The organism is Arthrobacter glacialis (assembly GCF_002909415.1).
Classification (GTDB): domain Bacteria; phylum Actinomycetota; class Actinomycetes; order Actinomycetales; family Micrococcaceae; genus Specibacter; species Specibacter glacialis.
Genome location: NZ_PPXB01000009.1, coordinates 117,156 through 140,072 on the forward strand (window position 1 = coordinate 117,156; position 22,917 = coordinate 140,072).

General features: G+C 61.5%; 18 protein-coding genes. 14 read left to right on the top strand and 4 right to left on the bottom strand.

Annotated features, from left to right (window positions below; all coding sequences use genetic code 11):
• The first annotated feature begins 31 nt into the window (after nucleotides 1-31).
• The 9 genes from CVS28_RS12340 to nrdR all read left to right on the top strand — a co-directional run bounded on the left by CVS28_RS12340 (nucleotide 32) and on the right by nrdR (nucleotide 9,926).
• Nucleotides 32-559 carry a cell division protein SepF gene (locus tag CVS28_RS12340; RefSeq protein ID WP_103466230.1) on the top strand — a complete coding sequence of 176 codons (528 nt, stop codon included), beginning with the start codon at nucleotides 32-34 and terminating at the stop codon, nucleotides 557-559.
• Between the two features lie 177 nt (nucleotides 560-736).
• A complete protein-coding gene (locus CVS28_RS12345) occupies nucleotides 737-1,027 on the top strand; it encodes a YggT family protein (protein ID WP_103466229.1) in 291 nt (96 codons plus the stop codon).
• A 145-nt stretch (nucleotides 1,028-1,172) separates the two neighbouring features.
• Entirely contained in the window at nucleotides 1,173-1,850 is a 678-nt protein-coding gene (locus CVS28_RS12350) for a DivIVA domain-containing protein (RefSeq protein ID WP_103466228.1), read from the top strand.
• Nucleotides 1,851-1,995: 145 nt separating this feature from the next.
• A complete protein-coding gene (gene lspA, locus CVS28_RS12355; protein WP_103466227.1) occupies nucleotides 1,996-2,625 on the top strand; it encodes a signal peptidase II in 630 nt (209 codons plus the stop codon).
• Nucleotides 2,618-3,541 carry an RluA family pseudouridine synthase gene (locus tag CVS28_RS12360; protein WP_103481687.1) on the top strand — a complete coding sequence of 308 codons (924 nt, stop codon included), beginning with the start codon at nucleotides 2,618-2,620 and terminating at the stop codon, nucleotides 3,539-3,541. The genes lspA and CVS28_RS12360 overlap by 8 nt, the downstream gene beginning before the upstream one ends.
• A gap of 80 nt (nucleotides 3,542-3,621) precedes the next feature.
• Complete coding sequence (gene dnaE / locus CVS28_RS12365) at nucleotides 3,622-7,188, top strand: DNA polymerase III subunit alpha (RefSeq protein WP_103466225.1); 3,567 nt, start codon at nucleotides 3,622-3,624, stop codon at nucleotides 7,186-7,188.
• Between the two features lie 30 nt (nucleotides 7,189-7,218).
• Complete coding sequence (locus CVS28_RS12370; RefSeq protein ID WP_103481688.1) at nucleotides 7,219-7,896, top strand: hypothetical protein; 678 nt, start codon at nucleotides 7,219-7,221, stop codon at nucleotides 7,894-7,896.
• 45 nt (nucleotides 7,897-7,941) lie between these two features.
• On the top strand, nucleotides 7,942-9,306 hold the full coding sequence (gene hisD / locus CVS28_RS12375; RefSeq protein WP_103481689.1) for a histidinol dehydrogenase: 1,365 nt from the start codon (nucleotides 7,942-7,944) through the stop codon (nucleotides 9,304-9,306).
• A gap of 110 nt (nucleotides 9,307-9,416) precedes the next feature.
• Nucleotides 9,417-9,926, top strand: a complete 510-nt coding sequence (gene nrdR / locus CVS28_RS12380) for a transcriptional regulator NrdR (protein WP_103466223.1) — start codon at nucleotides 9,417-9,419, stop codon at nucleotides 9,924-9,926.
• Nucleotides 9,927-10,196: 270 nt separating this feature from the next.
• Here nrdR and ppgK read toward each other — a convergent pair whose 3' ends face one another.
• On the bottom strand, nucleotides 10,197-10,991 hold the full coding sequence (gene ppgK, locus CVS28_RS12385; RefSeq protein WP_103466222.1) for a polyphosphate--glucose phosphotransferase: 795 nt from the start codon (nucleotides 10,989-10,991) through the stop codon (nucleotides 10,197-10,199).
• A gap of 92 nt (nucleotides 10,992-11,083) precedes the next feature.
• Entirely contained in the window at nucleotides 11,084-11,962 is an 879-nt protein-coding gene (gene map, locus CVS28_RS12390; RefSeq protein WP_103481690.1) for a type I methionyl aminopeptidase, read from the bottom strand.
• A 70-nt stretch (nucleotides 11,963-12,032) separates the two neighbouring features.
• On the opposite strand from map, the gene CVS28_RS12395 reads away from it, so the two are divergent.
• Nucleotides 12,033-12,263 (top strand): SPOR domain-containing protein, encoded by a 231-nt coding sequence (locus CVS28_RS12395; RefSeq protein ID WP_306418496.1) that lies wholly within the window; start codon nucleotides 12,033-12,035, stop codon nucleotides 12,261-12,263.
• A gap of 138 nt (nucleotides 12,264-12,401) precedes the next feature.
• On the opposite strand, the gene panB is transcribed toward CVS28_RS12395, so the two are convergent.
• Nucleotides 12,402-13,307, bottom strand: coding sequence for a 3-methyl-2-oxobutanoate hydroxymethyltransferase (gene panB, locus CVS28_RS12400; protein ID WP_103481691.1), 906 nt, complete (start codon nucleotides 13,305-13,307; stop codon nucleotides 12,402-12,404).
• Between the two features lie 164 nt (nucleotides 13,308-13,471).
• Between panB and CVS28_RS12405 the strand changes: the two genes are divergently transcribed.
• The 4 genes from CVS28_RS12405 (at nucleotide 13,472) to CVS28_RS12420 (ending at nucleotide 21,288) form a co-directional block, all read left to right on the top strand.
• On the top strand, nucleotides 13,472-14,812 hold the full coding sequence (locus CVS28_RS12405) for a glutamine synthetase family protein (protein WP_103481692.1): 1,341 nt from the start codon (nucleotides 13,472-13,474) through the stop codon (nucleotides 14,810-14,812).
• Nucleotides 14,813-14,820: 8 nt separating this feature from the next.
• Nucleotides 14,821-17,895 carry a bifunctional [glutamine synthetase] adenylyltransferase/[glutamine synthetase]-adenylyl-L-tyrosine phosphorylase gene (locus tag CVS28_RS12410; protein WP_103481693.1) on the top strand — a complete coding sequence of 1,025 codons (3,075 nt, stop codon included), beginning with the start codon at nucleotides 14,821-14,823 and terminating at the stop codon, nucleotides 17,893-17,895.
• Nucleotides 17,896-18,417: 522 nt separating this feature from the next.
• Nucleotides 18,418-19,827 (top strand): Gfo/Idh/MocA family protein, encoded by a 1,410-nt coding sequence (locus tag CVS28_RS12415; RefSeq protein ID WP_103481694.1) that lies wholly within the window; start codon nucleotides 18,418-18,420, stop codon nucleotides 19,825-19,827.
• A gap of 30 nt (nucleotides 19,828-19,857) precedes the next feature.
• Nucleotides 19,858-21,288 carry a hypothetical protein gene (locus tag CVS28_RS12420; protein ID WP_103481695.1) on the top strand — a complete coding sequence of 477 codons (1,431 nt, stop codon included), beginning with the start codon at nucleotides 19,858-19,860 and terminating at the stop codon, nucleotides 21,286-21,288.
• Between the two features lie 128 nt (nucleotides 21,289-21,416).
• Here the strand turns inward: CVS28_RS12420 and CVS28_RS12425 are convergent, their stop codons facing one another.
• On the bottom strand, nucleotides 21,417-22,904 hold the full coding sequence (locus CVS28_RS12425; protein WP_103481696.1) for an arylsulfatase: 1,488 nt from the start codon (nucleotides 22,902-22,904) through the stop codon (nucleotides 21,417-21,419).
• Nucleotides 22,905-22,917: the final 13 nt, after the last annotated feature.

Genomic DNA, 22,917 nt, shown 5'->3' on the forward strand with positions numbered 1-22,917 from the left:
TTAGTGTTTTCCAGACAAATGAGGAGCTACCATGGCTGGCGCTATGCGCAAGACAATGATCTTTCTTGGGCTCGCCGACGGTGACGAGCACTATGACGCTGAGCATGCTCCGTCTGTCCCCAAGGACGAAGAGTATGCCGAGGTGTATGAGCGCGAACCAGCGCCGGCCCCGACTCAAGTAGCAGAATCGCCCGCACCCAAGGCTGGCGACGAAGAATACCGGGCTCCGGTGACCCCCATTAAACGTGCCGCATCAAACCGGGAAGAGGCTGTCAGCTTGCGTCAGATCACCACCGTTCATCCTCGCTCCTACAATGACGCGAAGATCATTGGCGAGAGCTTCCGCGATGGCATTCCGGTCATCATGAACGTGACAGACATGGGTGAGGCTGACGCCAAGCGCCTGGTGGACTTCTCAGCTGGCCTGGTTTTCGGCTTGCGCGGGTCCATTGAACGAGTCACCAACAAGGTGTTTCTTCTCTCGCCGTCATATATCGAAGTCCTTGGCGATGACAAGAAGCTCTCCGACACACAGGCAAGCTTTTTCAACCAGAGCTAAATCACTGCGCAAGCAACGTTTTTTAACGGCCCGGGCACCAAGTGTCCGGGCCGTGCGTTATCTACAGTGCGGGATAAAAAAGTCCCGGCTCCAAAGCTGCCGACCCGGCCGCCTTGGACTGGTTTATTCTTAGATTCAAAGCTCCGGTATTTCTCTACCTAGGGATTGTGTGCACCCGTGTCAATTGTTTTCGTTCTTCTGTACCTGTTGCTGCTGCTGTACTTTCTTACGCTTTTGCTACGCATGGTGTTCGATTGGATACAGGTATTCGCCCGGGATTGGCGGCCCAAGGGTGCGGCCCTGGTGGGCGCCTCGGTCGTCTACCGCTTGACCGACCCGCCGCTGCGCAAGCTCCGCGCCTTGATCCCGCCGCTCCGGATCGGCTCCATGGCGCTGGATATTGGCTTCATATTATTGCTCGTCGGCGTGGGTATTGGGATGAGTGTCACAAAAAGTTTTGTGAATTAGCGCCGCGTCGTTAGTTTTCAGGCACGAAAAGTTATATTGTAAAAAGCGATAGACCCCCAGTGCAGATCGCTAGATTTGTATTCGGTACCGTAGTCGGTAAGGTTTCGGCCGGTTCCAGACTCACTAAGACCAATGAGGTGACTAGATGGCGCTTACGCCAGAAGACGTTGTCAACAAACGGTTCCAGCCGACCAAGTTCCGTGAAGGCTATGACCAGGACGAAGTCGACGATTTTCTTGACGAAATCGTCGTAGAGCTTCGCCGATTGCATCAAGAGAACGACGAACTGCGCAAGCAGCTCGCAGACGGCTCACCAAACACTGCAGCAGCCCCTGCGCAGGCAGCACCGCTGCTGGCCAAGGCTCCTGAGGCAGTGGTTGAAGCCGCTCCTGCTGAGCCTGTTGCCAAGGTGAAGGAGAAGGCCGTTGAGCCGGCACCGGTTGTTGAGGAAGTTGTAGTAGCTGCGCCAGCGCCGGCCGCCACCGCATCCTCTGCCGATGCAGCTTCGGGTGTTATTGCCTTGGCCCAGCGCCTCCACGACGAATACGTCGGTGCAGGCATGGAGCAGCGCGACAAGATCATTGCAGAAGCACAGATCGAGGCCAGCACCTTGGTCAACGATGCCCAGGAGAAGAGCCGCAAGACGCTCGGTGCCCTGGAGCAGCAGCGGTCAGTGCTCGAACGCAAGGTTGAGCAGTTGCGCGGTTTCGAACGCGACTACCGTTCACGCCTGAAGACCTACATTGAAGGTCAGCTGCGTGACTTGGATGCTCGCGGTTCGGTGGCAGCACCGGATTTCTCTGAGAGCAACACCGATTCTTAAAGCACCTAACTAAAAGCCGGTGGCCCAAGGAAACTTGAGCCACCGGCTTTTAGTTCTTTAACGCCCCATGCTTGCTGGGCCGGGCCGGCTGCCAAGCAACCTATGATTGAATCAATCCTTTTGTCCAAGAACAAATGAAAGCGTCATGAGCGAGAACTCTCTGTCTGGCCAGGTGGCCGCCCCCAAACCCTTCCGTAGATCCGCATGGTTGTTGTGGCTCGGCGTTGCCGCCTTCGCTTATGTATGCGACCAGTTGACCAAGTGGTGGGTCACCTCCACCATGGTGGAAGGCCAAACCATCCCCGTCATTGACGGATTGCTGCAGTGGTACTTCATCCGGAACTCCGGGGCTGCGTTCTCCATCGGCGAAGACTTCACGTGGTTCTTCACCCTGATCATGGCAGCTGTTGCTGTGGCCATCATCGTCATGTCACGCCGCATTTCCTCCCTGTGGTGGGCCATCGGCTTGGGCCTGGTCCTGGGTGGGGCCTTGGGTAACCTGACCGACAGGCTGTTCCGCCCGCCGTCGTTCGGTATGGGCCATGTGGTTGACTTTATCTCCTTCCCCAACTTTGCCATCTTCAACATGGCCGACATGGGTGTGGTGGGCGGCGTCATCGTCATCTGCATCCTGACCCTGCTGGGCATTGGCCTGGACGGTTCCCGCACTACGGCCAAGGAAATGGCCGCGAAGGAAACTGAGCAGGCAACCACTGAGCAGACCACTACTGAGCAGACCACCGAGGATCAGGGCAAGGGTGCCAAGAATGACTGAAACTTTTAGCGTCCCCGAGGACGTTGCCGGACGCCGGGCCGACGCCGGATTGGCAGCCCTGCTGGGCATCTCCCGTTCCGCCGCAGCATTGCTGTGCGCCGAGGGCAACGTGTTGCAGGACGGTGCGGTGCTGGGCAAGAGCGAGAAGTTCAAGGCCGGTGCCAGTGTCGAGGTGACCATCCCCGAGCGCCGCGACCCGCTGGAAGTGGTGGTGGAGCCCGTTGAAGGCTTGAACATTTTGCTCGACGACGAAGACTTTGTTGTGGTGGACAAGCCCGTGGGCGTGGCAGCGCACCCGTCCCCGGGCTGGGTTGGCCCCACAGTGGTGGGTGGGCTGGCCGCGGCCGGCTTCCGCATCTCCACCTCGGGCGCGCCGGAACGTGTGGGCATTGTGCACCGTTTGGATGTTGGCACTTCCGGGGCCATGGTGGTGGCCAAGACCGAGCACGCCTACACGATTTTGAAGCAGGCGTTTAGGGAACGCACGGTGGAGAAGGTGTATCACGCAGTGGTCCAGGGTCTGCCCGATCCCCTCCGCGGCACCATTGATGCGCCCATCGGCCGGCATCCGGGCTTCGACTGGCGTTTTGCCGTGATCGAGGATGGCCGGCCTTCCATCACCCACTACGAAGTGCTCGAAGCGTTCGGCAAGGCGTCCCTGGTGGAGGTGCACTTGGAAACCGGGCGGACCCACCAGATTCGCGTGCATTTCTCAGCCCTGCGCCACCCCTGTGCCGGGGATCTCACCTACGGGGCTGATCCCACGCTGGCAGCAGAACTGGGCCTGACCCGCCAATGGCTGCACGCCCACAAGCTGGGCTTCACGCATCCGTCGTCGGGGGAGCCGGTCATGGTTACCAGCCCCTACCCCCAGGACTTGATCTATGCCCTGGACCACTTGCGTGGCGAGCACTAGGGCGCGTTTAAGCATCAAAGCACACACCGCCCCGACCCCGTGTCGGGGCGGTGTTGTTTTTTGAGCACTAGAATGGTTCGGTGGCTAGCTCATCGACTGACAGTTTTGTCCATCTCCATACGCACACCGAATACTCCATGCTGGACGGTGCTGCGCGCCTGACCGAGCTGTTTGAGGAAGCCAAACGCCTGGACATGCCGGCGCTGGCCACCACGGACCATGGATATCTGTTCGGTGCCTTCGACTTCTGGAAGAAGGCCACCGACGCCGGCATCAAGCCGATCATTGGCGTTGAAGCCTATGTCACTCCCGGCACGGCGCGCACCGACAAGACCAGGGTCAAGTGGCGCACGGATGAGAGCCAGCGCAAGGACGACGTCTCCGGCGGTGGCTTCTACACGCACATGACGCTGCTCAGCTACAACAACCAGGGCATGCGGAACCTGTTCAGGGCTTCCTCCCTGGGTTCCCTGGATTCGCCCATGGGCAAGTACCCGCGCCTGGACCGGGAACTGCTCAACCAGTACCACTCGGGTTTGATCGCCACCACGGGCTGCCCCTCGGGTGAGGTGCAAACCAGGCTCCGCCTGGGTCAGTACAACGAGGCCAAGGCTGCGGCGTCGGAATTCCAGGACATTTTCGGCAAAGAGAATTACTTCTGCGAGCTCATGGACCATGGCCTGGACATTGAGCGCCGCGTCACCAAGGACCTGCTGCGCCTGGCCCGGGAACTTGAGATCCCGCTGGTGGCCACCAATGACCTCCACTACACCCACGAGCATGACGCCAAGGCGCATGAGGCCCTGCTGGCCCTGCAGTCGGCGTCGACCCTGACCGAACCCACCTATGACGAGGGCGGCAAGCGTTTTGCCTTTAGTGGCAGCGGCTACTACCTCAAGTCGCCGGCGGAAATGCGCCAACTGTTCTCGGAGCTGCCTGAGGCCTGTGACAACACGCTGCTGATCGCCGAGCGCTGCGACGTTTCCTTCAACACCAATGCCAACTACATGCCCAAGTTCCCCTGCCCGCCGGGCGAGGACGAAACGTCCTGGCTGGTCAAGGAGGTGGACACGGGCCTGCGCTACAGGTACCCGGGCGGAATCCCTGACGCCGTACGCAAGCAGGCGGACTATGAACTTGATGTCATCATCAAGATGGGCTTCCCCGGCTACTTCCTGGTGGTGGCCGACTTCATTAACTGGTCCAAGGACCACGGCATCCGCGTAGGTCCCGGGCGCGGTTCCGGTGCCGGTTCCATGGTGGCGTACGCCATGCGCATCACCGACCTTGACCCGTTGCGCCACGGGCTGATCTTTGAGCGTTTCCTCAACCCGGAACGTGTGTCCATGCCCGACTTTGACGTGGACTTCGATGATCGGCGCCGCCATGAGGTCATCAAGTATGTGACGGAAAAGTACGGTGACGAACGTGTTGCCATGATTGTCACCTACGGCAGCATCAAAACCAAGCAGGCGTTGAAGGACTCCTCGCGCGTGCTGGGGCACCCCTTCAGCATGGGTGAAATGCTGACCAAGGCGCTGCCGCCGGCCGTCATGGCCAAGGACATTTTGCTCAGTGACATTGAGAATCCCGAGGCCAAGCGCTACGGCGAGGCGGCGGACTTCCGCAACCTGATCAACACTGATCCCGAAGCGGCCAAGGTCTTTGAACTCTCCAAGGGCCTGGAAGGTCTCAAACGCCAGTGGGGCGTGCACGCGGCCGGCGTGATCATGAGCTCGGATCCCATCATCGATGTCATCCCCATCATGCGACGCATCCAAGACGGCCAGGTCATCACTCAGTTCGATTACCCCACCAGTGAGGGCCTTGGCCTGATCAAGATGGACTTCTTGGGGTTGCGAAACCTCACCATCATCACCGACGCCCTGGAGAACATCAAGGCCAACCAGGGCTTTGAGCTAGACCTTGAAGGTTTGGAGTACGACGATGTCGCCTCCTATGAACTCATGGCGCGCGGTGACACCCTGGGTGTTTTCCAGCTCGACGGCGGACCCATGCGGTCGCTGCTCAAGCTCATGCGCCCCGACAACTTTGAAGATATCTCCGCCGTCTTGGCTCTGTACCGGCCCGGCCCCATGGGTGCCGATTCGCACACCAACTATGCCCTGCGCAAAAACGGGCTCCAGCCCATCACCCCCATCCACCCCACGCTGGAAGAGCCCCTGGCGGACATTCTTGGCGGCACCTACGGGCTGATCGTGTACCAAGAGCAGGTCATGTCCATCGCGCAGAAACTGGCCGGCTACTCCCTGGGCCGGGCAGACATCTTGCGCCGTGCCATGGGCAAGAAGAAGAAATCCGAGCTGGACAAGCAATACGCGGGCTTCCACCAGGGCATGATCGACAATGGCTACACCGACGAGGCCGTCAAGACCCTCTGGGCCATCCTGCTGCCCTTCTCCGACTACGCCTTCAACAAGGCCCACTCGGCCGCCTACGGCGTCATCAGCTACTGGACGGCCTATCTCAAGGCGCACTACCCGGCCGAATACATGGCCGCCCTGCTCACCAGCGTTGGTGATGACAAGGACAAGCTGGCCCTGTACCTGAATGAGTGCCGCCACATGGGCATTACAGTGCTGGCCCCGGATGTCAATGAATCGGCGCTGAACTTCACGCCCATTGGCACTGACATCCGCTTCGGCATGGGTGCCATCCGCAACGTAGGTGCCAACGTTGTCAACGGCCTGGTGGAATCCCGGCTGGAGCGCGGGAACTTTGAGAACTTCTCCGACTTCCTCATGAAAGTCCCGGCCGTGGTCTGCAACAAGCGCACCATCGAGTCCTTGATCAAGGCCGGCGCCTTTGATTCCCTGGGCCATCCCCGGCGCGCCCTGGCCATGATCCACGAAGAAGCCGTGGATTCGGTCATCACCATCAAACGCAACGAGGCCGTGGGACAGTTTGACCTCTTCGCCGGAATGGGCGGTGATGTCGAACCAGAATCGGCCCTCATTACCGAGATCCCCGACCTTCCCGAATGGGAGAAGAAGGACAAGCTGGCGTTTGAGCGCGACATGCTTGGCTTGTACGTCTCCGACCACCCGTTACGTGGTCTGGAGGGGGTGCTGAGCCAAAACGCGGACATTTCCATCACGCAGCTGCTTTCCGACGACGGCCCCCAAGATGGCCACATCATCACCATTTCGGGAATGATCACCAACCTGCAGCGGCGGATAGCCAAGAGCAGCGGAAACCCCTATGCCCGCTGTGAAATTGAGGACCTGGGCGGCTCCGTTGAAGTCATGTTCTTTGGCCAGGTGTACGGGCCCATCGCCACCATCCTGGCTGAAGACCTCATTGTTGTTGTCAAGGGCAGGTTGCAAAAGCGCGACGACGGCGCCATCACCTTGAACGCCATGGAATTGACGGTGCCGGATCTCAGCGAGGGTCTGGCCGGCCCGCTGGTGATTTCCATGCCCGAGCACAAGGCCAATGAGCAGGTGCTGCTGGCCCTGAAATCAATCCTGGGTGATCACCGCGGAAACACCGAAGTCAAAATGCACCTGTCCGGCAGCCGGTCGGTGAAGGTCATGAAGCTGCCACTGCACCACAGGGTCAATCCGACGCCATCCCTCTTTGGTGACCTGAAGGTCCTCCTGGGACCCACCTGTCTGGAAGGCTGATGAGCAGCCAACAACGGTTACGGTTAATCAATGAGTGAGATTCTTCCGCAGGTCCCGCCAGCCCTCCCCACGCCACCGCCAGTTCCGGCTGAGCTCTCCCGCAGTGAGTTGCGCAGGGGCTACCCGGCACGTCGCAAAAGCGCATGGAGCCACGCCCCGCAAGCGACAGATTCCAGGACGCACTGGCGCCACGGGCTGGGCTTCTCGGCCGTGCTGGGCGCCGTGCTCGGTGTCGCTTGGTGGCTGCTGGCGCCGGGAGGAGCCTTCTACGGTGACGGGGAGGACTACATGGCGTGGTTCCCCAGGGACGCGGTCCTGGCCGTGCTGATGGTGGCCGGTGGCATTCTCAGTGCCGTGTGGCTGCTGCGTCAGCGCCGGGCATCGGCCCACGGCCCCTTGCCCGTGGCTGCCTTTGCGGGGATGGTGGTGGGCGGCTTTGTGGGCTCGGTGATTGCCTGGCGGATGGGTGTCTTCGCGGGGGACTTGTTTCACACCCCGGCCAACAATTTGCCGCACCCCAGCATGGTGTTTTCGCTCAGGTCCCCAACAGTGCTCATCCTGTGGCCGTTGGCCAGCGTCATCACGGCGTTCATCGCGCAACTGTTTAGCTACGCGACTTACCCGGCCACTCCCACACCCGCACAGGGTGCGACCGAGCAAACGCTGCCCAGCCATACGCATCAAAACCAGCCAGTTCCCACATGGTGAAATGATGCGGGGTGCGTGCATCAGCTACGGGTAAACTGGGCTGTTGTGAGCAATCTTGAATCTTCAGTGGCCCCCCTGACGTTGAACCGTACAGACCTGCGCGGCCGCACCCTGACCCTGGCGGAACTCAAAAAGGCCGTTCCCCGCACGGCCCAGTCAACTGTCACCACGGCTGAGAACGCCGTTGCCGGCATCATCGCCGATGTCCGCCAGCGCGGCCATGCAGCCCTGGCGGAGTTGGCGCAGAAGTTCGACGGCGTCACCCAGGAACACCCGCGCGTCCCTGCCGCTGCGCTTGCGCAGGCGCTTGAATCATTGGACCCGGCGGTTCGGGCAGCCTTGGAAGAGTCCATTGCCCGGGCGAAGGCCTTTGCCCAGGCGCAAAAGCCTGCAGACGTTGATTTCCCCGTGGCGAACGGAGCCGTGGTTTCCTCCCACTGGATTCCCGTCCGCCGTGTGGGTCTCTATGTACCCGGCGGCTTGGCTGCCTACCCGTCCTCGGTGATCATGAATGTGGTTCCCGCCCTCGCAGCGGGTGTGGGATCGGTGGCCCTGGCATCGCCGCCACAAAAGGAATTCGGCGGACTGCCGGATCTCACCGTCCTGGCCGCAGCCGCCCTGCTGGGCATTGACGAGGTGTACGCCATGGGCGGTGCACAAGCCATTGCGGCCTTTGCCTATGGCATTGCGGCCGGCACCACGGCCAGCGGCGGGGGAGAAGCCCTGGAGCCGGTGGACGTGGTTACAGGTCCCGGAAATATTTTCGTTGCCACGGCCAAGCGCCTGGTCAAGGGCGTGGTGGGAATTGACTCCGAAGCCGGTGCCACCGAAATAGCCGTCTTGGCCGATCACACTGCCAACCCTGTCTTCGTGGCAGCCGATCTGATCAGCCAGGCCGAGCACGATCCCAACGCCGCCTCCGTCCTGATCACCACATCCACCGCCCTGGCCAACGCCGTCGAGGTTGAATTGGGCCGCCAGGTAGCCCTCACGGCTCACCGGGAACGGGTGGAAACAGCCCTTGCGGGCGTTCAGTCAGGCATAGTTCTTGTTGACGATCTGGCGCAGGGCGTGGCCGTGTGCAATGCCTATGCCGCCGAGCACCTGGAAGTGGTTACCGAGAACGCTGCCGCCGTGGCTGCCCGGATCACCAACGCCGGAGCCATTTTTGTGGGGGACTACAGCCCCGTGAGCCTTGGCGACTACTGCGCAGGGTCCAACCACGTGCTGCCAACCAGCGGAACTGCAGCCTTCTCCTCGGGCTTGAATGTCACCACGTTCCTGCGTGCCGTTCAGGTGATCAACTACAACAAGGATGCCCTGGCCCAGGTGGCCGAACACGTCATCACTTTGTCCAAGGCGGAAGGTCTGCCGGCCCACGGTGATGCAGTGGCCGTGCGTTTCCCTTAATCCCTGGCCGGAATCTCTAGACAGGTCGAGTCGGGTGTGGTAGTTACACGATTGTAGTTTCACCGCCGTTGGTTCTACACTGGGACTAATTAGGACCTGAAGGGATATGCATGTACTGCCCGTTTTGCCGTAATCCCGACTCACGCGTGGTTGATTCCCGCCTGTCCGACGACGGTTCCTCCATCCGGCGCCGCCGCCAATGCACCGAATGCGGCCGCCGGTTCAGCACCATGGAAACGGCCAGCCTGTCCGTGACGAAACGATCAGGGGTGGCCGAGCCCTTCAGCCGCAGCAAGATCATCAGCGGCGTGCGCAAGGCATGCCAGGGCCGGCCTGTCACCGATGACGACCTTGCCAAGCTCGCCCAGGAAGTGGAAGAGTCCATCAGGGCCAGCGGCGCGGCAGAAATTGACGCCAATGACGTGGGTCTTGCCATTTTGGCACCCCTGCAACGTCTGGACCTGGTGGCGTATTTGCGGTTTGCCAGCGTCTATCAGGCCTTTGAGTCCCTCGAGGACTTTGAAAGCGCGATTGCAACGCTGCGCTGCGAATCTAAGGCAGGGGCCCAAGGCTCGGGACCGTTGGCCCAGACCTCCAGCACCACCACCTTAAACAACTGACCCGTAAAAAGGGTGAGTTGGGCAGCTCATGCGCCAGCCTGGGAGTTGGTGTGGCGCATAAGCCGGGGCGGCTTTGGCCATGCGCAGTGCTGATACCGGGCATGGCGCCAGTGTCAAAGCTGCGCAACACTGGCTCCTTGCGCGAGGCACAGCCAAAGCTGCACACCAACTGACCCGCAGAAATCGCCGAAAATCGCGTGAAAACCTTCAATTTTCGGCGTTTTCTGCGGGTCAGTTGGTTGGCCGGTGGTGCAGGCTGCCGCGGCTGACTTATTTGGTCAGCTTGAAATGCACGGCTGCCTGCAGCGCGCCGCCCACAATGCCTGCATTGTTTGCCAGCTCGGCAGGAATGATCTTCGTGGCCAGATTCAACTGCGGCAGGTAGTCTTCGCTGCGCTTGGAGATGCCGCCGCCAATGATGAACAGCTCGGGGGAGAACAAGAATTCCACGTGGGAGAAGTAGCGCTGGAGGCGAACGGAGTACTCATCCCAGCTCAGCTCGTCGCGTTCACGGGCACTGGCTGACGCCTTGGTTTCGGCGACAAAGCTGTCCAATTCCAGATGGCCCAGCTCAACATTGGGGATCAACTTGCCGTTGTAAATGAACGCCGAACCAATGCCCGTGCCCAAGGTGATGACCAGGACGGTGCCCTTGACATCCTTTCCGGCGCCATAGCGGGCCTCGGCCAGTCCTGCCGCGTCGGCGTCATTCATGACCTGAACGTCGCGGCCCAGTTCCTCGGTGAAGATGGCATCCACGTCGGCATCGATCCAGGACTTGTCCACATTGGCTGCAGAGCGGGCCACACCGTGGGAAATGATGGCCGGGAACGTGATGCCCACAGGGGCGTCTTCGCTGGGGGCGTGGGGGCGGGTCATCAGCTCGTCAACGATAGCCTTGACCACTTTGGCCACTTCCTGCGGTGTGGAAGGGCTGGGTGTGGGGATCCTGTACCTGCTACCCACCACTTCGCCGCTGTGCAGGTCAACAATTCCGCCCTTGATGCCCGTGCCGCCAATGTCGACGCCAATAACTGTGGTGCTGGGTGAGTGCTTCTTAGACATGCATGCTCCAAACAAAATAGAAAGTGACAAGGCTGGTTCAGGCTGGCGGGTTACGCCAAAGCAGTACAGCAGCCGGCCGCACGGGTGCAGCCTTACGGCAGGGTGAGAACTTCGGCACCGGTGGCAGTAACCACCATGGTGTGCTCAAACTGGGCTGTACGCTTCCGGTCACGGGTGACAACTGTCCAGTCGTCAGCCCACATGTCCCAGTCAACGGTGCCAAGAGTAAGCATGGGTTCGATAGTAAACACCATTCCCTCTTCAAGCACAGTGTTGTAGGCCGGAGCTGCGTCATAGTGCGGAATAATCAAGCCGGTGTGGAAAGCTTCACCCACGCCGTGGCCGGTAAAGTCGCGCACTACGCCGTAGCCAAAACGCTTGGCGTAGGACTCGATGGCCCGGCCAATAATATTGATTTCACGGCCCGGAGCTACCGCTTTGATGGCCCTATTGAGAGACTCTTGGGTCCGCTCCACCAGCAGGCGTGACTCTTCATCGACGTCGCCCACTGTGAACGTCCAGTTGGTGTCGCCGTGGACACCGTTCTTGAAGGCCGTGATGTCAATGTTGATGATGTCGCCATCTTCAACAACCGTGGTGTCGGGGATGCCGTGGCAAATGACTTCATTGATGGAGGAGCAAAGGGATTTGGGGAAGCCCCGGTAGCCCAGCGTGGAGGGGTACGCCTTGTTATCGAGCAGGAACTCATGACCTATGCGGTCAAGGGCGTCAGTGGTGACTCCGGGGACAATGTGTTTGCCCACCTCCACAATGGCCTGGGCCGCAATTTTGGCGGAGATGCGGATCTTCTCCAGCGTTTCAGCGTCCTTGACCTCCGAACCCTTAAACGGGGCAGGGCCAGCCTTGCCCACGTATTCGGGCCGCGGGATGGTGTGGGGGACGGGGAGCTGCGGGCTGATGGTGCCCGGGACTAGCTTGCCCAGGGGAGCCGTAAGTGCTGTGGAAGACATAAAACCATTCTATAAGTGTTTGTGCACTGCCTGTGTTGGCGGGTGCTTCCGGGGCCGGATTCAGCCTAAGATGAGCGCTAGGTGCCGAACCCAGCGGCGCACCAACATTGAGGATTACGCCATGGCGCAGTACTGGTACAACGTGGAGACCCACCAAGTGGAGAAGGACGCCCAATCCGGCTGGCGTTCACTCATTGGCCCCTACGAGAGTCGCGAAGAGGCAGAGGGGGCATTGGCCAAGGTGCGCGAACGCAACGAAGCAGCCGATGCCCTGGACCAGGACGAGGACGACGCCGAGTAGCTTCACCACAAACTCTGCTGGGCCCACGCGTCCGAGGGTTCCCGGGCTGAGCGAAGCGAGGTTAGGGAGGACGTGGGTGGGCCCACGCGTCCGAGGGTTCCCGGGCTGAGCGAAGCGAGGTTAGGGAGGACGTGGGGATTAGAAGGTGTGTTCCGGGCCGGGGAACACGCCGGTCCGGACTTCCTGCGCATACTCCTTGGCGGCGTCGGAGAGAACAGTGCGCATGTGGGCGTACTGCTTCACGAACTTGGCCATCTTGCCCGTACGCAAGCCCGCCATGTCCTGCCACACCAAAACTTGGCCTGTGGTGCTGTTGCCGGCGCCAATCCCGATCGTGGGGACCGCAATTGCGGCTTCCACGGCAACAGCAGTGGTGGCCGGAACCATTTCCATCAGCACGGCGAAAACGCCAGCCTCGGTGAGGGCAACGGCGTCGTCAATCATGCCCGCCGCGGCGTCTCCCCGGCCCTGTACCCGGTAACCGCCCAGCATGTGTTCGCTCTGCGGGGTGAAGCCGATGTGAGCCATGACGGGGATGCCCGCCTGGGTCAGGGCCCGCACGGTGGGGGCGTAGTAGGCCCCGCCCTCCATCTTGACGGCATGCACCAAGCCCTCCTTCATCAGACGCACCGAGGAGGCGATGGCCTGTTCGGGAGACTGTTCGTAGCTGCCAAAGGGCAGATCCGCCACCACCAAGGCGCGTTTGGATCCGGCTGTGACTGCGCGGGAGAAGATGATCATTTCATCCAAGGTGATGGGCAGTGAAGTCTCGTTGCCCAAGACGTTGTTGGAGGCTGAATCCCCCACGAGCAGCACCTCGATGCCTGCCTCATCAAAAATTTGTGCCGTGTACTGGTCATAGGCAGTCAACATGGCAAACTTCTGTCCTGCCAGCTTGGCCGCCTGCAGGTGGTGGGTGCGCACTTTGGCTGTTGTCGCAGGGATTCCTGCGGCCGGAGACGCGCTTGCGTCCTTGGCGCCGGAGCCATAAGGAGCTGCCAGCTCGGCGGACGCGGACGAATCAGGGGTACTTGTGGGAGCCATGGCACCCAGCTTATTACGAGTCGGGGCTCGAATTGAGCAAACGGGGGCGCAGTCCTTAGTAGAGTATGCACTGCGGGCAACATACGTGCCCGCTAACCCGTTCGCTGCGGGCCGGCTCTCCGGTGTGCTGCTGTGCGAGAGTTCAAGAGGGAAGAGGCACATACGTGGACCGTCAGCAGGAATTTGTGTTGCGCACCATCGAAGAGCGCGACGTGCGGTTTGTGCGCCTGTGGTTCACCGACGTGGTGGGCAGCTTGAAATCGGTGGCCCTGGCTCCGGCCGAAGTGGAGGGCGCCTTCGAGGAGGGCCTGGGCTTTGACGGCTCAGCCATTGAAGGCCTGGCCCGTGTCTTTGAATCGGACATGCTGGCACAGCCGGATCCGTCCACCTTCCAGATCCTGCCCTGGCGCGGTGCCACCGAGCAGACCTCACGCATGTTTTGCGATGTTCTGACGCCCGACGGCGAACCCTCCGCAGCTGACCCGCGCAACGTGCTCAAGCGCACCCTGGCGAAAGCCGCGGACATGGGCTTCACCTGCTACACCCACCCGGAGATTGAGTTTTACCTGCTCAAATCGGACCGGCCGGGACCCGACGGCGTCCCCGTCCCCGTGGACCAGGCCGGCTACTTTGACCATGTTCCAGGGGGTGTGGCCCAAGACTTCCGCCGCACGGCCGTGACCATGCTCGAGGATGTGGGCATCTCCGTGGAGTTCAGCCACCACGAAGGCGGGCCCGGGCAAAACGAGATTGACCTGCGCTACGCGGATGCCCTGCAGACAGCCGACAACATCATGACCTTCCGCACAGTCATCCGCGAGGTCGCCATCCAGCAGGGCACCTACGCCACGTTCATGCCCAAGCCGTTCTCCGACCACCCGGGTTCGGGCATGCACACACACTTTTCCCTGTTTGAGGGCGACAGCAACGCCTTCCACGAACCAGGTGCCGAGTACCAGCTGTCCAAAACGGCGCGGCAGTTCATGGCGGGCATTCTCAAGCACGCCCCCGAATTCACGGCCGTCACCAATCAGTTTGTGAACTCCTACAAGCGACTCTGGGGTGGGGGAGAAGCCCCCAGCTACGTATCGTGGGGCCACAACAACCGCTCCGCCCTGATGCGGGTTCCGCTGTACAAGCCGGGCAAGGGCCAGGCCGCGCGCTTGGAATACCGGGGCATTGACTCCGCAGCCAACCCCTACCTGGCTTACGCTGTGCTGCTGGGTGCCGGCTTGAAGGGGATCGAGGAAGGCTACGAGCTGCCGCCGGCCGCCGTGGAAGACGTCAGCCTGCTCACGAGTGCCGAACGCCGGCTAATGGGACACCATCCATTGCCATCCAGCCTGCACGACGCCGTACGCCAGATGGAGGATTCCGAACTCATGCCGGAGATCCTGGGCGAGCAGGTGTTTGAAAACTTCCTGCGCAACAAGCGCGACGAATGGCAGGACTACAGGCTGCAGGTCACCCCGTACGAGATCAACCGCTACCTGGGGATACTCTAAGTCCTGCCATGAGCTCGCTCACCCGCACCCTGATCTCCCGTGGCTTCTCCGACCTGGAAAAATGTGAAAGGTTCCTGGGTTTCGCCGAACTGGCTGACCTGGACCAAACACAATTGCTGGAGGCACTCGCTGTTGCCGACAACCCCGATCTGGCGCTGCAATCGTTGGTGAGGCTGCTCAGTGCAGTCCCCGAAAGCCGTGACAAGCTCCGTGTTCTGGACCCATCCTCAGGCCGGTGGGTTTCCAATGAGCCCATGTTCAGGCTTTTGGGTGCCTCGGAGGCCATGGCGGATTTCCTGATGAGGCATCCGGAGCATCTTGATGTTTTGGACGCTGCCCCCTCCCCGGAACCCGTGGCCGTTCCTGCGCAGCATTTCCAGGCGTCGCTGCTGCGTGCCGTTGGTGCCGAGCCGTCCTCGAGCATGCCAATAGCGGCCTTGGGTGGCACGGAGGCGCGGATAGCCTTGCGGACGGCGTACCGGCGGCACTTGTGTGAATTGGCCATGCGGGATCTTGCTGCCGCGTCACCCCAGGCTGTCATGCCGCTGGTTGGGGCGGAGCTGGCGGACTTGGCTTCAGCAGCCCTGGACGCTGCGCTGGCCGTTGCCCGGCACGAAGTAGGCGCCGCCATGGGGGAGGAGCTGGTGGCCCGGGTTCGCTTGGCCGTTGTGGGCATGGGCAAGTGCGGGGCGCGGGAATTGAACTACATTTCCGACGTCGATGTCATGTACGTCATTGGCATCAGCAACCCGCCAGGGCTGGGCGACGTCATGCAGGCTGACACCGTGGACGAGGCGCGGGCCGTCACAGTGGGCAATGCCCTGGCGGGTGCTGTCTCGAAGATCATTTACGCCCCCGAACGCGAGCCCGGCTTGTGGGAGGTTGATGCGAATCTGCGTCCCGAGGGCAAGGACGGCCCGTTGGTGCGCACCCTGGATTCTTTCCTGGCGTACTACCACCGCTGGGCGCAGAGCTGGGAGTTCCAGGCACTGCTCAAGTCCCGGGCAATCGCCGGGGACCAGGCCCTGGGCTTGGAGTTTGAAGAAGCGGTCTCACCCCTGATCTGGGCCTCCTCCGAACGTGAGGGTTTTGTGGAGTCGGTGCAATCCATGCGCCGCCGCGTCACGGCAAATATTCGTGATGCCGACGCCGGCCGCCAGATCAAGCTGGGCAGGGGCGGCCTGCGGGATGTTGAATTCACTGTTCAGCTGCTGCAGCTGGTTCACGGAAAGACCGATCCGCGCATCCGCGTCCCCGCCACCACGGCCGCCATCAAGGCGTTGACCCAGGCCGGCTACATTGGCCGCACGGACGCCGCGAAGCTTCTGGACCACTACACGTATCTGCGCGTTCTGGAGCACCGAATCCAGCTGGTGCAAATGCGCCGCACCCACCTGATGCCCACTGCGCAGGACCAGCTGCGCGCGTTGGCCCGTGCCGTGGCGGGTCCACTGAGCCTCAAGCGGCCCAGTGCCGACTCTTTGCTGGAGGAGTGGGCCAAGGTCAAGCGCTCAGTGAGTTCCCTGCACGAGCGGATTTTCTACCACCCCATTTTGGCTTCCGCAGCGCATCTGAGTGTTGAGGACGCAACCCTGACCACGGATGCGGCCAAGGCCAGACTTGCTGCCCTCGGCTACCGGGACGCAGCGGGGGCCGCGCGGCACATTGCGGCCTTGACAGCCGGTGTCAGCCGCCGTGCTGCCCTGCAGCGTCAGCTGCTGCCAGTCCTCCTGGGCTGGTTGGCCGACGGCGTGGATCCCGACGCCGGATTGCTCGCGTTCCGCCGCGTGAGCGACGCGCTGGGAACCTCACACTGGTACCTGGGCATGCTGCGTGACCACCAGGCCGCGGCCGAGCGACTGTGCCATCTGCTGTCCAGTTCACGGCTGGTGTCTGATTTGCTGGAAGTCTCCCCGGAGGCCACGGCGTGGCTGGGCAATGATAAGGAATTGCTGCCGCAGACTTTCGAGCAGCAGTGGAGCGAAATTCAGGCCACCATTTCACGCCACACTGAATCCACGGATGCCATCCGGCTCATCCGCCTCATCAGGCAGCGTGAAATTTTGCGCGTTGCCATCGCCGACAGCTGCGGGCTACTGAGCCAGGAAGCCGTCGCCGAGGCTCTCAGCGACGTTGACAGGGCGGCGGTTCTTGGGGCCCTCATGGTGGCCGAGGCCGCGGTCTATGCAGGAGCCGAGGTGCTCACGCAGGTACTGGTGGTGGCCATGGGCCGCCAAGGCGGGCGGGAGATTGGCTACGGTTCCGACGCCGACGTGCTGTTTGTGCACCGGCCACTTGAAGGGCTGGCTCCGGAGCTGGCGGGGGAGGCGACCGCGCAGGCCAAGGCGATCGTCCAAAAGATGACAGCTCTGCTGACAGCTCCCGTGCGTCCTGCCATCCAAGCCGAACGGGTGCTGAAGGTGGACGCGGACCTGCGCCCCGAAGGACGCAACGGTCCGCTGGTCCGCTCCTTGGCGGCCTACCAAGAGTACTACACGCGCTGGTCCTCAGCCTGGGAGGCGCAGGCGTTGTTGCGTGCACGGCCCATGGCAGGGTCGGATGATTTGGCGCGTGAGTTTGTCGCCATGGCCGATCCCATCCGATACCCGCTGGTGTTGAGTGAGTCTGACCTGCGCGAGATCAAGCGCATCAAGGCCCGAATGGAATCCGAACGGCTGCCACGGGGTGCCGATCCGGCCAGACACGTTAAACTGGGCCGCGGGGGTCTGAGCGACGTGGAATGGCTGGTCCAGCTTTGGCAACTCCAACACGCCCATGAGCATGCTGCCCTGCGCACCACTCATACCTTGCCTGCGCTCCATGCCGCCCATGCACTGGGACTGGTGGATGACGCCGACGCCGCACTTTTGGAGGCCGCTTGGCGGTTGGCCGGCAAAATACGCAATGCCAATGTGATGTGGACGGGAAATACCTCCGACCTTTTACCCCTGGCGCGCCGTGATTTGGAGGCGGTGGCCCGTTGGTGCGGTTATGAGCCGGGCCATGCCGCGGCTTTCGAGGAAGAGTATCTTGGCTTGACTCGTCGTGCCCGAGCTGTTTTTGAGCGCCTCTTCTACGGCTAGTACCGGCGTCCGTGCGCTGACACCCGGGTCATTGGAACCGGGCGTCGCCGCACGTCATGATGACGAAACATCGGATGAAGTTTCACCCAATTTCAATCATTTACACACAATTTGCAGCAGGACTGCGTCGAAAATTGGGCCAATTTCGGCGCTGGAGCCGAGGGTAATCACCGCGCTCATCAACTGATCATTGCCTCAGGCAATCATATTCCCTCGGCACTGAATTGCCCGAAAATTTGTCGGGACGCAAAAGTCGCCAAATGCATGGGTTATCCATAACATTCATGTCATTGCCGGAATTCCTTCGCGCCCCGCAAGAATGGCGACCTCGGGGTTCCTGTGCGGAAATGTGTAAAACGCGATGATTGCTTGTGACCGTTAACACTTAGTGACGATCATGAATTGACAGTCTCGAATCAGCGTTGGAATTATGACTCATATCACTTTGATAAGCATCACTACACCAACCCGGCCCCCTTGAGCAGCTACGCTGCGGGCTGGATTCTTGCAGGAGGATTGCGCATGGTTCAACTATCCACAGCTTCTCGACGAACAGTTCTGGGAGGTGCGCTGGCAACCGGACTGATGGCCGCAATGGCGCCAAACTCCCTGGCAAACAGGAGCGCACAGGTTCGGCCTCCCGGCCAGGAAACAATGATAGGTGTGCCGTTCGAACGGCATCAAAGTGTCCGCGTGGGCATTATCGGCGTCGGAAACCGGGGCAATAGCATGACCATCGGCTGGGCCGCAGTCCCCGGGGCGAAAGTGGTGGCCGTCTGCGATATCCGCAAGGCCCGCGCCACCAACATAGCCAACAGCCTGGTCTCCAAGGGGCGTGAACGCCCCGCCGAATACGGTGGAACCGCCGACTCCTATAAGCAAATGCTCAGCGACATGGACCTGGATTTGGTCTACATCGCCACGCCGTGGGAATTCCACCACGAACAAGGCAAGGCCGCCATGCTGGCGGGCGCCCACGTCATGGTGGAACTGCCCGTGGCCACGGAGCTGGCTGAACTGTGGGATCTGGTCGACACCTCCGAGAAGACCCGCAAGCACCTGATGCTGGCCGAAAACTGCAGCTACGGGCGCAACGAACTCGCCATGCTTAAGATGGCCCACGAGGGTGTCTTTGGTGACGTGACCAACGGCCATGGCGGCTACCTGCACGATCTCCGGGAGCTGCTGTTCGCTGACGGCTACTACACCGACGACTGGCGCCGCAAATGGCACACCCGCAGCACCGCCAGCTTCTACGCCATGCACGGTCTGGCCCCCATAGCGGCAGCCATGGACATCAACCGCGGCGACCGGATGAAAACCCTCTCCGCCACAGCAACACCTCCCAAAGGTCTGGCGGACTACCGTGCCCGCTTTGTGCCCAAGGGCCACAGATCCTGGAACGAGGAATACCTCAACGGTGATCTGGTCACCTGCTTAATTAGCACCGAAAAGGGCCGGATCATCAGGGCCGAACATGATGTCTCCACCCCGCGCCCCTACAGTCGCATCAACAGCCTGGCTGGCAGTCGCGGACTCTTTGAGGACTACGCCGGCGGTGGCAGCACAGGTGCGCGCGTATACCTGGAACCGGACCACGGCGGCCACGCCTGGAAGGACTTTGCTCCGTCCCAGCAAAAATTTGACCACTGGCTTTGGAAAAAGGTGGGTGAGGACGCGGCCGCCAACGGTGGCCACGGCGGCATGGACTACATCCTGCAGTGGCGCACCATCCAGTCCATGCGCACAGGCACCACGGCCGACATCGACGTTTATGATTCAGCCGCGTGGTGTGCTCCGGTACCCTTGAGCGTTTTGTCGCTGGCCGACGGCGGTGCTCCAGTGGAGATCCCCGACTTCACCCGCGGCGGTTGGGTCCGTCCCCGCGTTGGCCTGGATTCAGTTGCGCTCGACATGCCAGCAGTGGTCTAACAATTTATCGCAGGAAGGAGTAACCAAGAAATGAAAAAAATAAGAGCAATCATTGCCATGCTGGCCACTGCGCTGGTATTCGGTGGCGCCATGACAGTTATCAGTACACCGGCAGGTGCAGAAGGCACCAACTCCGCACTGGTCATGAGCATTGCCGAGGTTGGCCTGGAAGGGCCAGCCATTTCCGACATTGTAGTAGCCCTGAAAAACACCTCAGCAGCGTCCATGACGGATGTTAAAGTCAAGGTCACAGGACCCATCAACTGGTCGCTGTACCCGGACACCCATACCCTCGCAGCCCCCTTGGCTGCCGGGGCCACCACAACCGTGACCACCGAGATTCACGTGCCCAACAATCCCGCCGGTTCAGTCACACGAAACTTCAGCGCCACGGCCTCCTACGCTGGCGGTGACGGCGTCAAGACCTCCTTCGAAGAGCGCAACCAGTTCTCAGGCCCCGTTCCGGCAACCCTGGCCGAACTGTTCAACAACGTGGGCACCACAACCATTGCCACCCTGGCCCAAGGCAACTACGACGGCGAGAAGAACAGTTTCTCCCGTGAGCGCCTTGCCGAACAGGGCGTCACTCCCGGTGCCAAGGTCGCGGCCGCGGGAACGGAATTCACCTGGCCCGCCGCCGCGGCAGGCGCGCCGGACAACGTGACGGGCAGTGGACAAACCTTCAAGTTCGCCGGCCAGGGCAGCAAGCTGGCCTTCCTTGGTGCAGGTGTCGCCAACGGCGCCTCGGGTGAAGCCACAGTGCACTACACCGACGGATCAAGTTCAAAGGGTACCTTTGGTTTCCCGAACTGGGGCTTCCAGGAAGTCACAGCCCACGGTGCCAAACTCGAAAAGACCACCAAGGGTCGCAACACGCCCGCTGGCTACGCAAATGCCGAATTCGACTACCGCCTGTTCAGCAACACCATCGCCATCGATCAGACCAAGACTGTCAGCATGGTGACCCTGCCCAACAACGCCAATATTCACATCTTCGCGATGGCGTTTGTTCCGGCTGTGGTGCTCCCGCCAACAACGGCGCCAGCAACTACGGCTCCGGCAACGACTGCTCCCGCTACGTCAGCTCCTGCTACGACGGCGCCGGCCACCACGGACCCTACCGTGGCTCCGTCGACTAATCCGACGACGGAGCCTAGCGCCACTACAGTACCCACCACGGCTGCCCCAACCATGCCGCCGGTGACCAGCGTTCCCCCTACAGTGCCGGACTCAACCACTGTGCCCCCCACGGTGCCGGGTGCAGGCACGGCCCCTCCGGCGGTAACCACCACGGCCACAGCACCGAAGCCCAGCGGTATCACAGCTGCTGGCGCTGAACTGTCCGAGACCGGAAGCAACAGTGCTCCGCTGCTCGGCGTGGCAGGCTTGCTGCTGGTGGGTGGACTTGCCATGACTGCCATGACAGTTATGCGCCGACGCCACCGCGCCAGCCACAGCTAGCGCAGAGGCCTGGCCGGAGATCACGGCCAAGCAGGACAGTGCCGCGCCCGTCCCCGCTTTTCGCACCCGTCCCTACGGGTGCGAAAAGCGGGGACGGGCGCGGCTGCTTTAACTTTCCGGACACACCACTAGGACTTCACGAGCGCGCGGGCGTGGGCCAGCATGGTGACAACAGCGGCGCCCTTCACCAAGTCGCCGTCGTGCACAAAACCCTCCTCACGTCCCGTGAGATCGGCAATGAGCCTGCCTTTCCACAGGGCCAACAAGCTGGCATGTTCGGGCAGCGGTGCAAGGTTGTGCATCTCCCCGGGATCGGCGTCGAGGTCAAAGAGTTCTTCCGTGCCCCAGCCGGACGCCCACAAGTACTTGATGTGGCCGTCAGTGACCCACTGCAGCGACTGGCCAAAGTAGACGTGCTCCCCGTGCAGCCAGTCACGCCACGGCTCAGGCTCAGGTGTGCCGGCGGGGGGTTCGCGCACAAAGCGTGCCAGTGACTTCCCGTCACAGGAATCCGGCACCGGGACGCCGGCCAGCTCCAGCAGGGTGGGCATGATGTCGCGCAGTTCCACCACCTCATCCACCACGCCGCCACGCTTCGCAGCAGGATCATTGGGTGCGGGAGTCACAATGAACGGCACCCGCGCGGAACCCTCGAAGCCCACGGCCTTGCGGTAAAAGTCGTGGTCGCCCAGCATTTCACCGTGGTCGGAGGTGAAGGCGATGATGGTGTCATCGGCCAGGTCAAAGTCGTACAGAGCCTCAAAGAGCCGCATGAGCTGCATGTCGATCTGCGTCATGAGCCCGTAGTAGCCGGCCCGGGCCCGGTGGGTCACGGCCTCGGACAGGGTGCCGAAAGCCAACTGGTGGTTACCGTCCGTGCGCACCGACTCGTAGTGGTGCTCCCAATCGCCCAACCGCCGCTTGAAGGCCGGCAGGTCCAGGTACATGTCCATGGCCCACGACGGCGGATCGTACGGCGGGTGCGGGCGGTGGAAGGACAAGTAGAGGAAGAAGGGAACTGTGGGGTCCCGCCGGTACAGCCATTCCACGGCTTGGGAGCCCGTCCATGAGGTGGGGTGCAGGCGCTCGGCCTTATCCCATGGCCTGGCCACGGTGGAATTGCAGCCGACCCCGTGGTCAAAGTACTCCTCATCGGCGGTCACGCCGGGCTGACGGCGCAGCCACGGGACGTAGTCGTCAAAGAACTTAAAGTCCCGGCGATGTTGCTTGCGGGCAAAGTGCAAGAATCCGTCGTGCAGCATCACATCGTCAAAACCAACCCGGTTGCGCTCCGGGTAGACATGCAGCTTGCCAATGGCCTGGGTCTGGTACCCGGCCTTGCCGAACTCGCCAGCGAGCGTGACTGGGTGGACGTCGTCGAACTTCACGCCTTCCTGATAGCCCACCCGGCCGTGACGTTCCTGGGACTGGCCGGTAAACAAGGCCACCCGGGCTGGGACGCAGGTGGGGGTGGCGGAGTATGCGTGCCGGAACCGTGTTCCCTTGGCGGCCAGCTCATCCAGGTGTGGCGTTTGAACATGCGGGTGACCCTCCGCGCCCAAGCAATCGCCACGCCACTCATCGACACAGATCAGTATCACATTGGGCCTATTCATGTGCTTCTTTCTC

What these genes read in the sequence shown, in the direction of transcription:
- CVS28_RS12340 (WP_103466230.1), top strand. Translation starts at nt 32, where the DNA reads ATGGCTGGCGCTATGCGCAAGACAATGATCTTTCTTGGGCTCGCCGAC.
- CVS28_RS12350 (WP_103466228.1), top strand. Translation starts at nt 1,173, where the DNA reads ATGGCGCTTACGCCAGAAGACGTTGTCAACAAACGGTTCCAGCCGACC.
- lspA (WP_103466227.1), top strand. Translation starts at nt 1,996, where the DNA reads ATGAGCGAGAACTCTCTGTCTGGCCAGGTGGCCGCCCCCAAACCCTTC.
- CVS28_RS12360 (WP_103481687.1), top strand. Translation starts at nt 2,618, where the DNA reads ATGACTGAAACTTTTAGCGTCCCCGAGGACGTTGCCGGACGCCGGGCC.
- CVS28_RS12370 (WP_103481688.1), top strand. Translation starts at nt 7,219, where the DNA reads ATGAGTGAGATTCTTCCGCAGGTCCCGCCAGCCCTCCCCACGCCACCG.
- nrdR (WP_103466223.1), top strand. Translation starts at nt 9,417, where the DNA reads ATGTACTGCCCGTTTTGCCGTAATCCCGACTCACGCGTGGTTGATTCC.
- ppgK (WP_103466222.1), bottom strand. Translation starts at nt 10,991, where the DNA reads ATGTCTAAGAAGCACTCACCCAGCACCACAGTTATTGGCGTCGACATT.
- map (WP_103481690.1), bottom strand. Translation starts at nt 11,962, where the DNA reads ATGTCTTCCACAGCACTTACGGCTCCCCTGGGCAAGCTAGTCCCGGGC.
- CVS28_RS12395 (WP_306418496.1), top strand. Translation starts at nt 12,033, where the DNA reads ATGAGCGCTAGGTGCCGAACCCAGCGGCGCACCAACATTGAGGATTAC.
- panB (WP_103481691.1), bottom strand. Translation starts at nt 13,307, where the DNA reads ATGGCTCCCACAAGTACCCCTGATTCGTCCGCGTCCGCCGAGCTGGCA.
- CVS28_RS12410 (WP_103481693.1), top strand. Translation starts at nt 14,821, where the DNA reads ATGAGCTCGCTCACCCGCACCCTGATCTCCCGTGGCTTCTCCGACCTG.
- CVS28_RS12415 (WP_103481694.1), top strand. Translation starts at nt 18,418, where the DNA reads ATGGTTCAACTATCCACAGCTTCTCGACGAACAGTTCTGGGAGGTGCG.
- CVS28_RS12420 (WP_103481695.1), top strand. Translation starts at nt 19,858, where the DNA reads ATGAAAAAAATAAGAGCAATCATTGCCATGCTGGCCACTGCGCTGGTA.
- CVS28_RS12425 (WP_103481696.1), bottom strand. Translation starts at nt 22,904, where the DNA reads ATGAATAGGCCCAATGTGATACTGATCTGTGTCGATGAGTGGCGTGGC.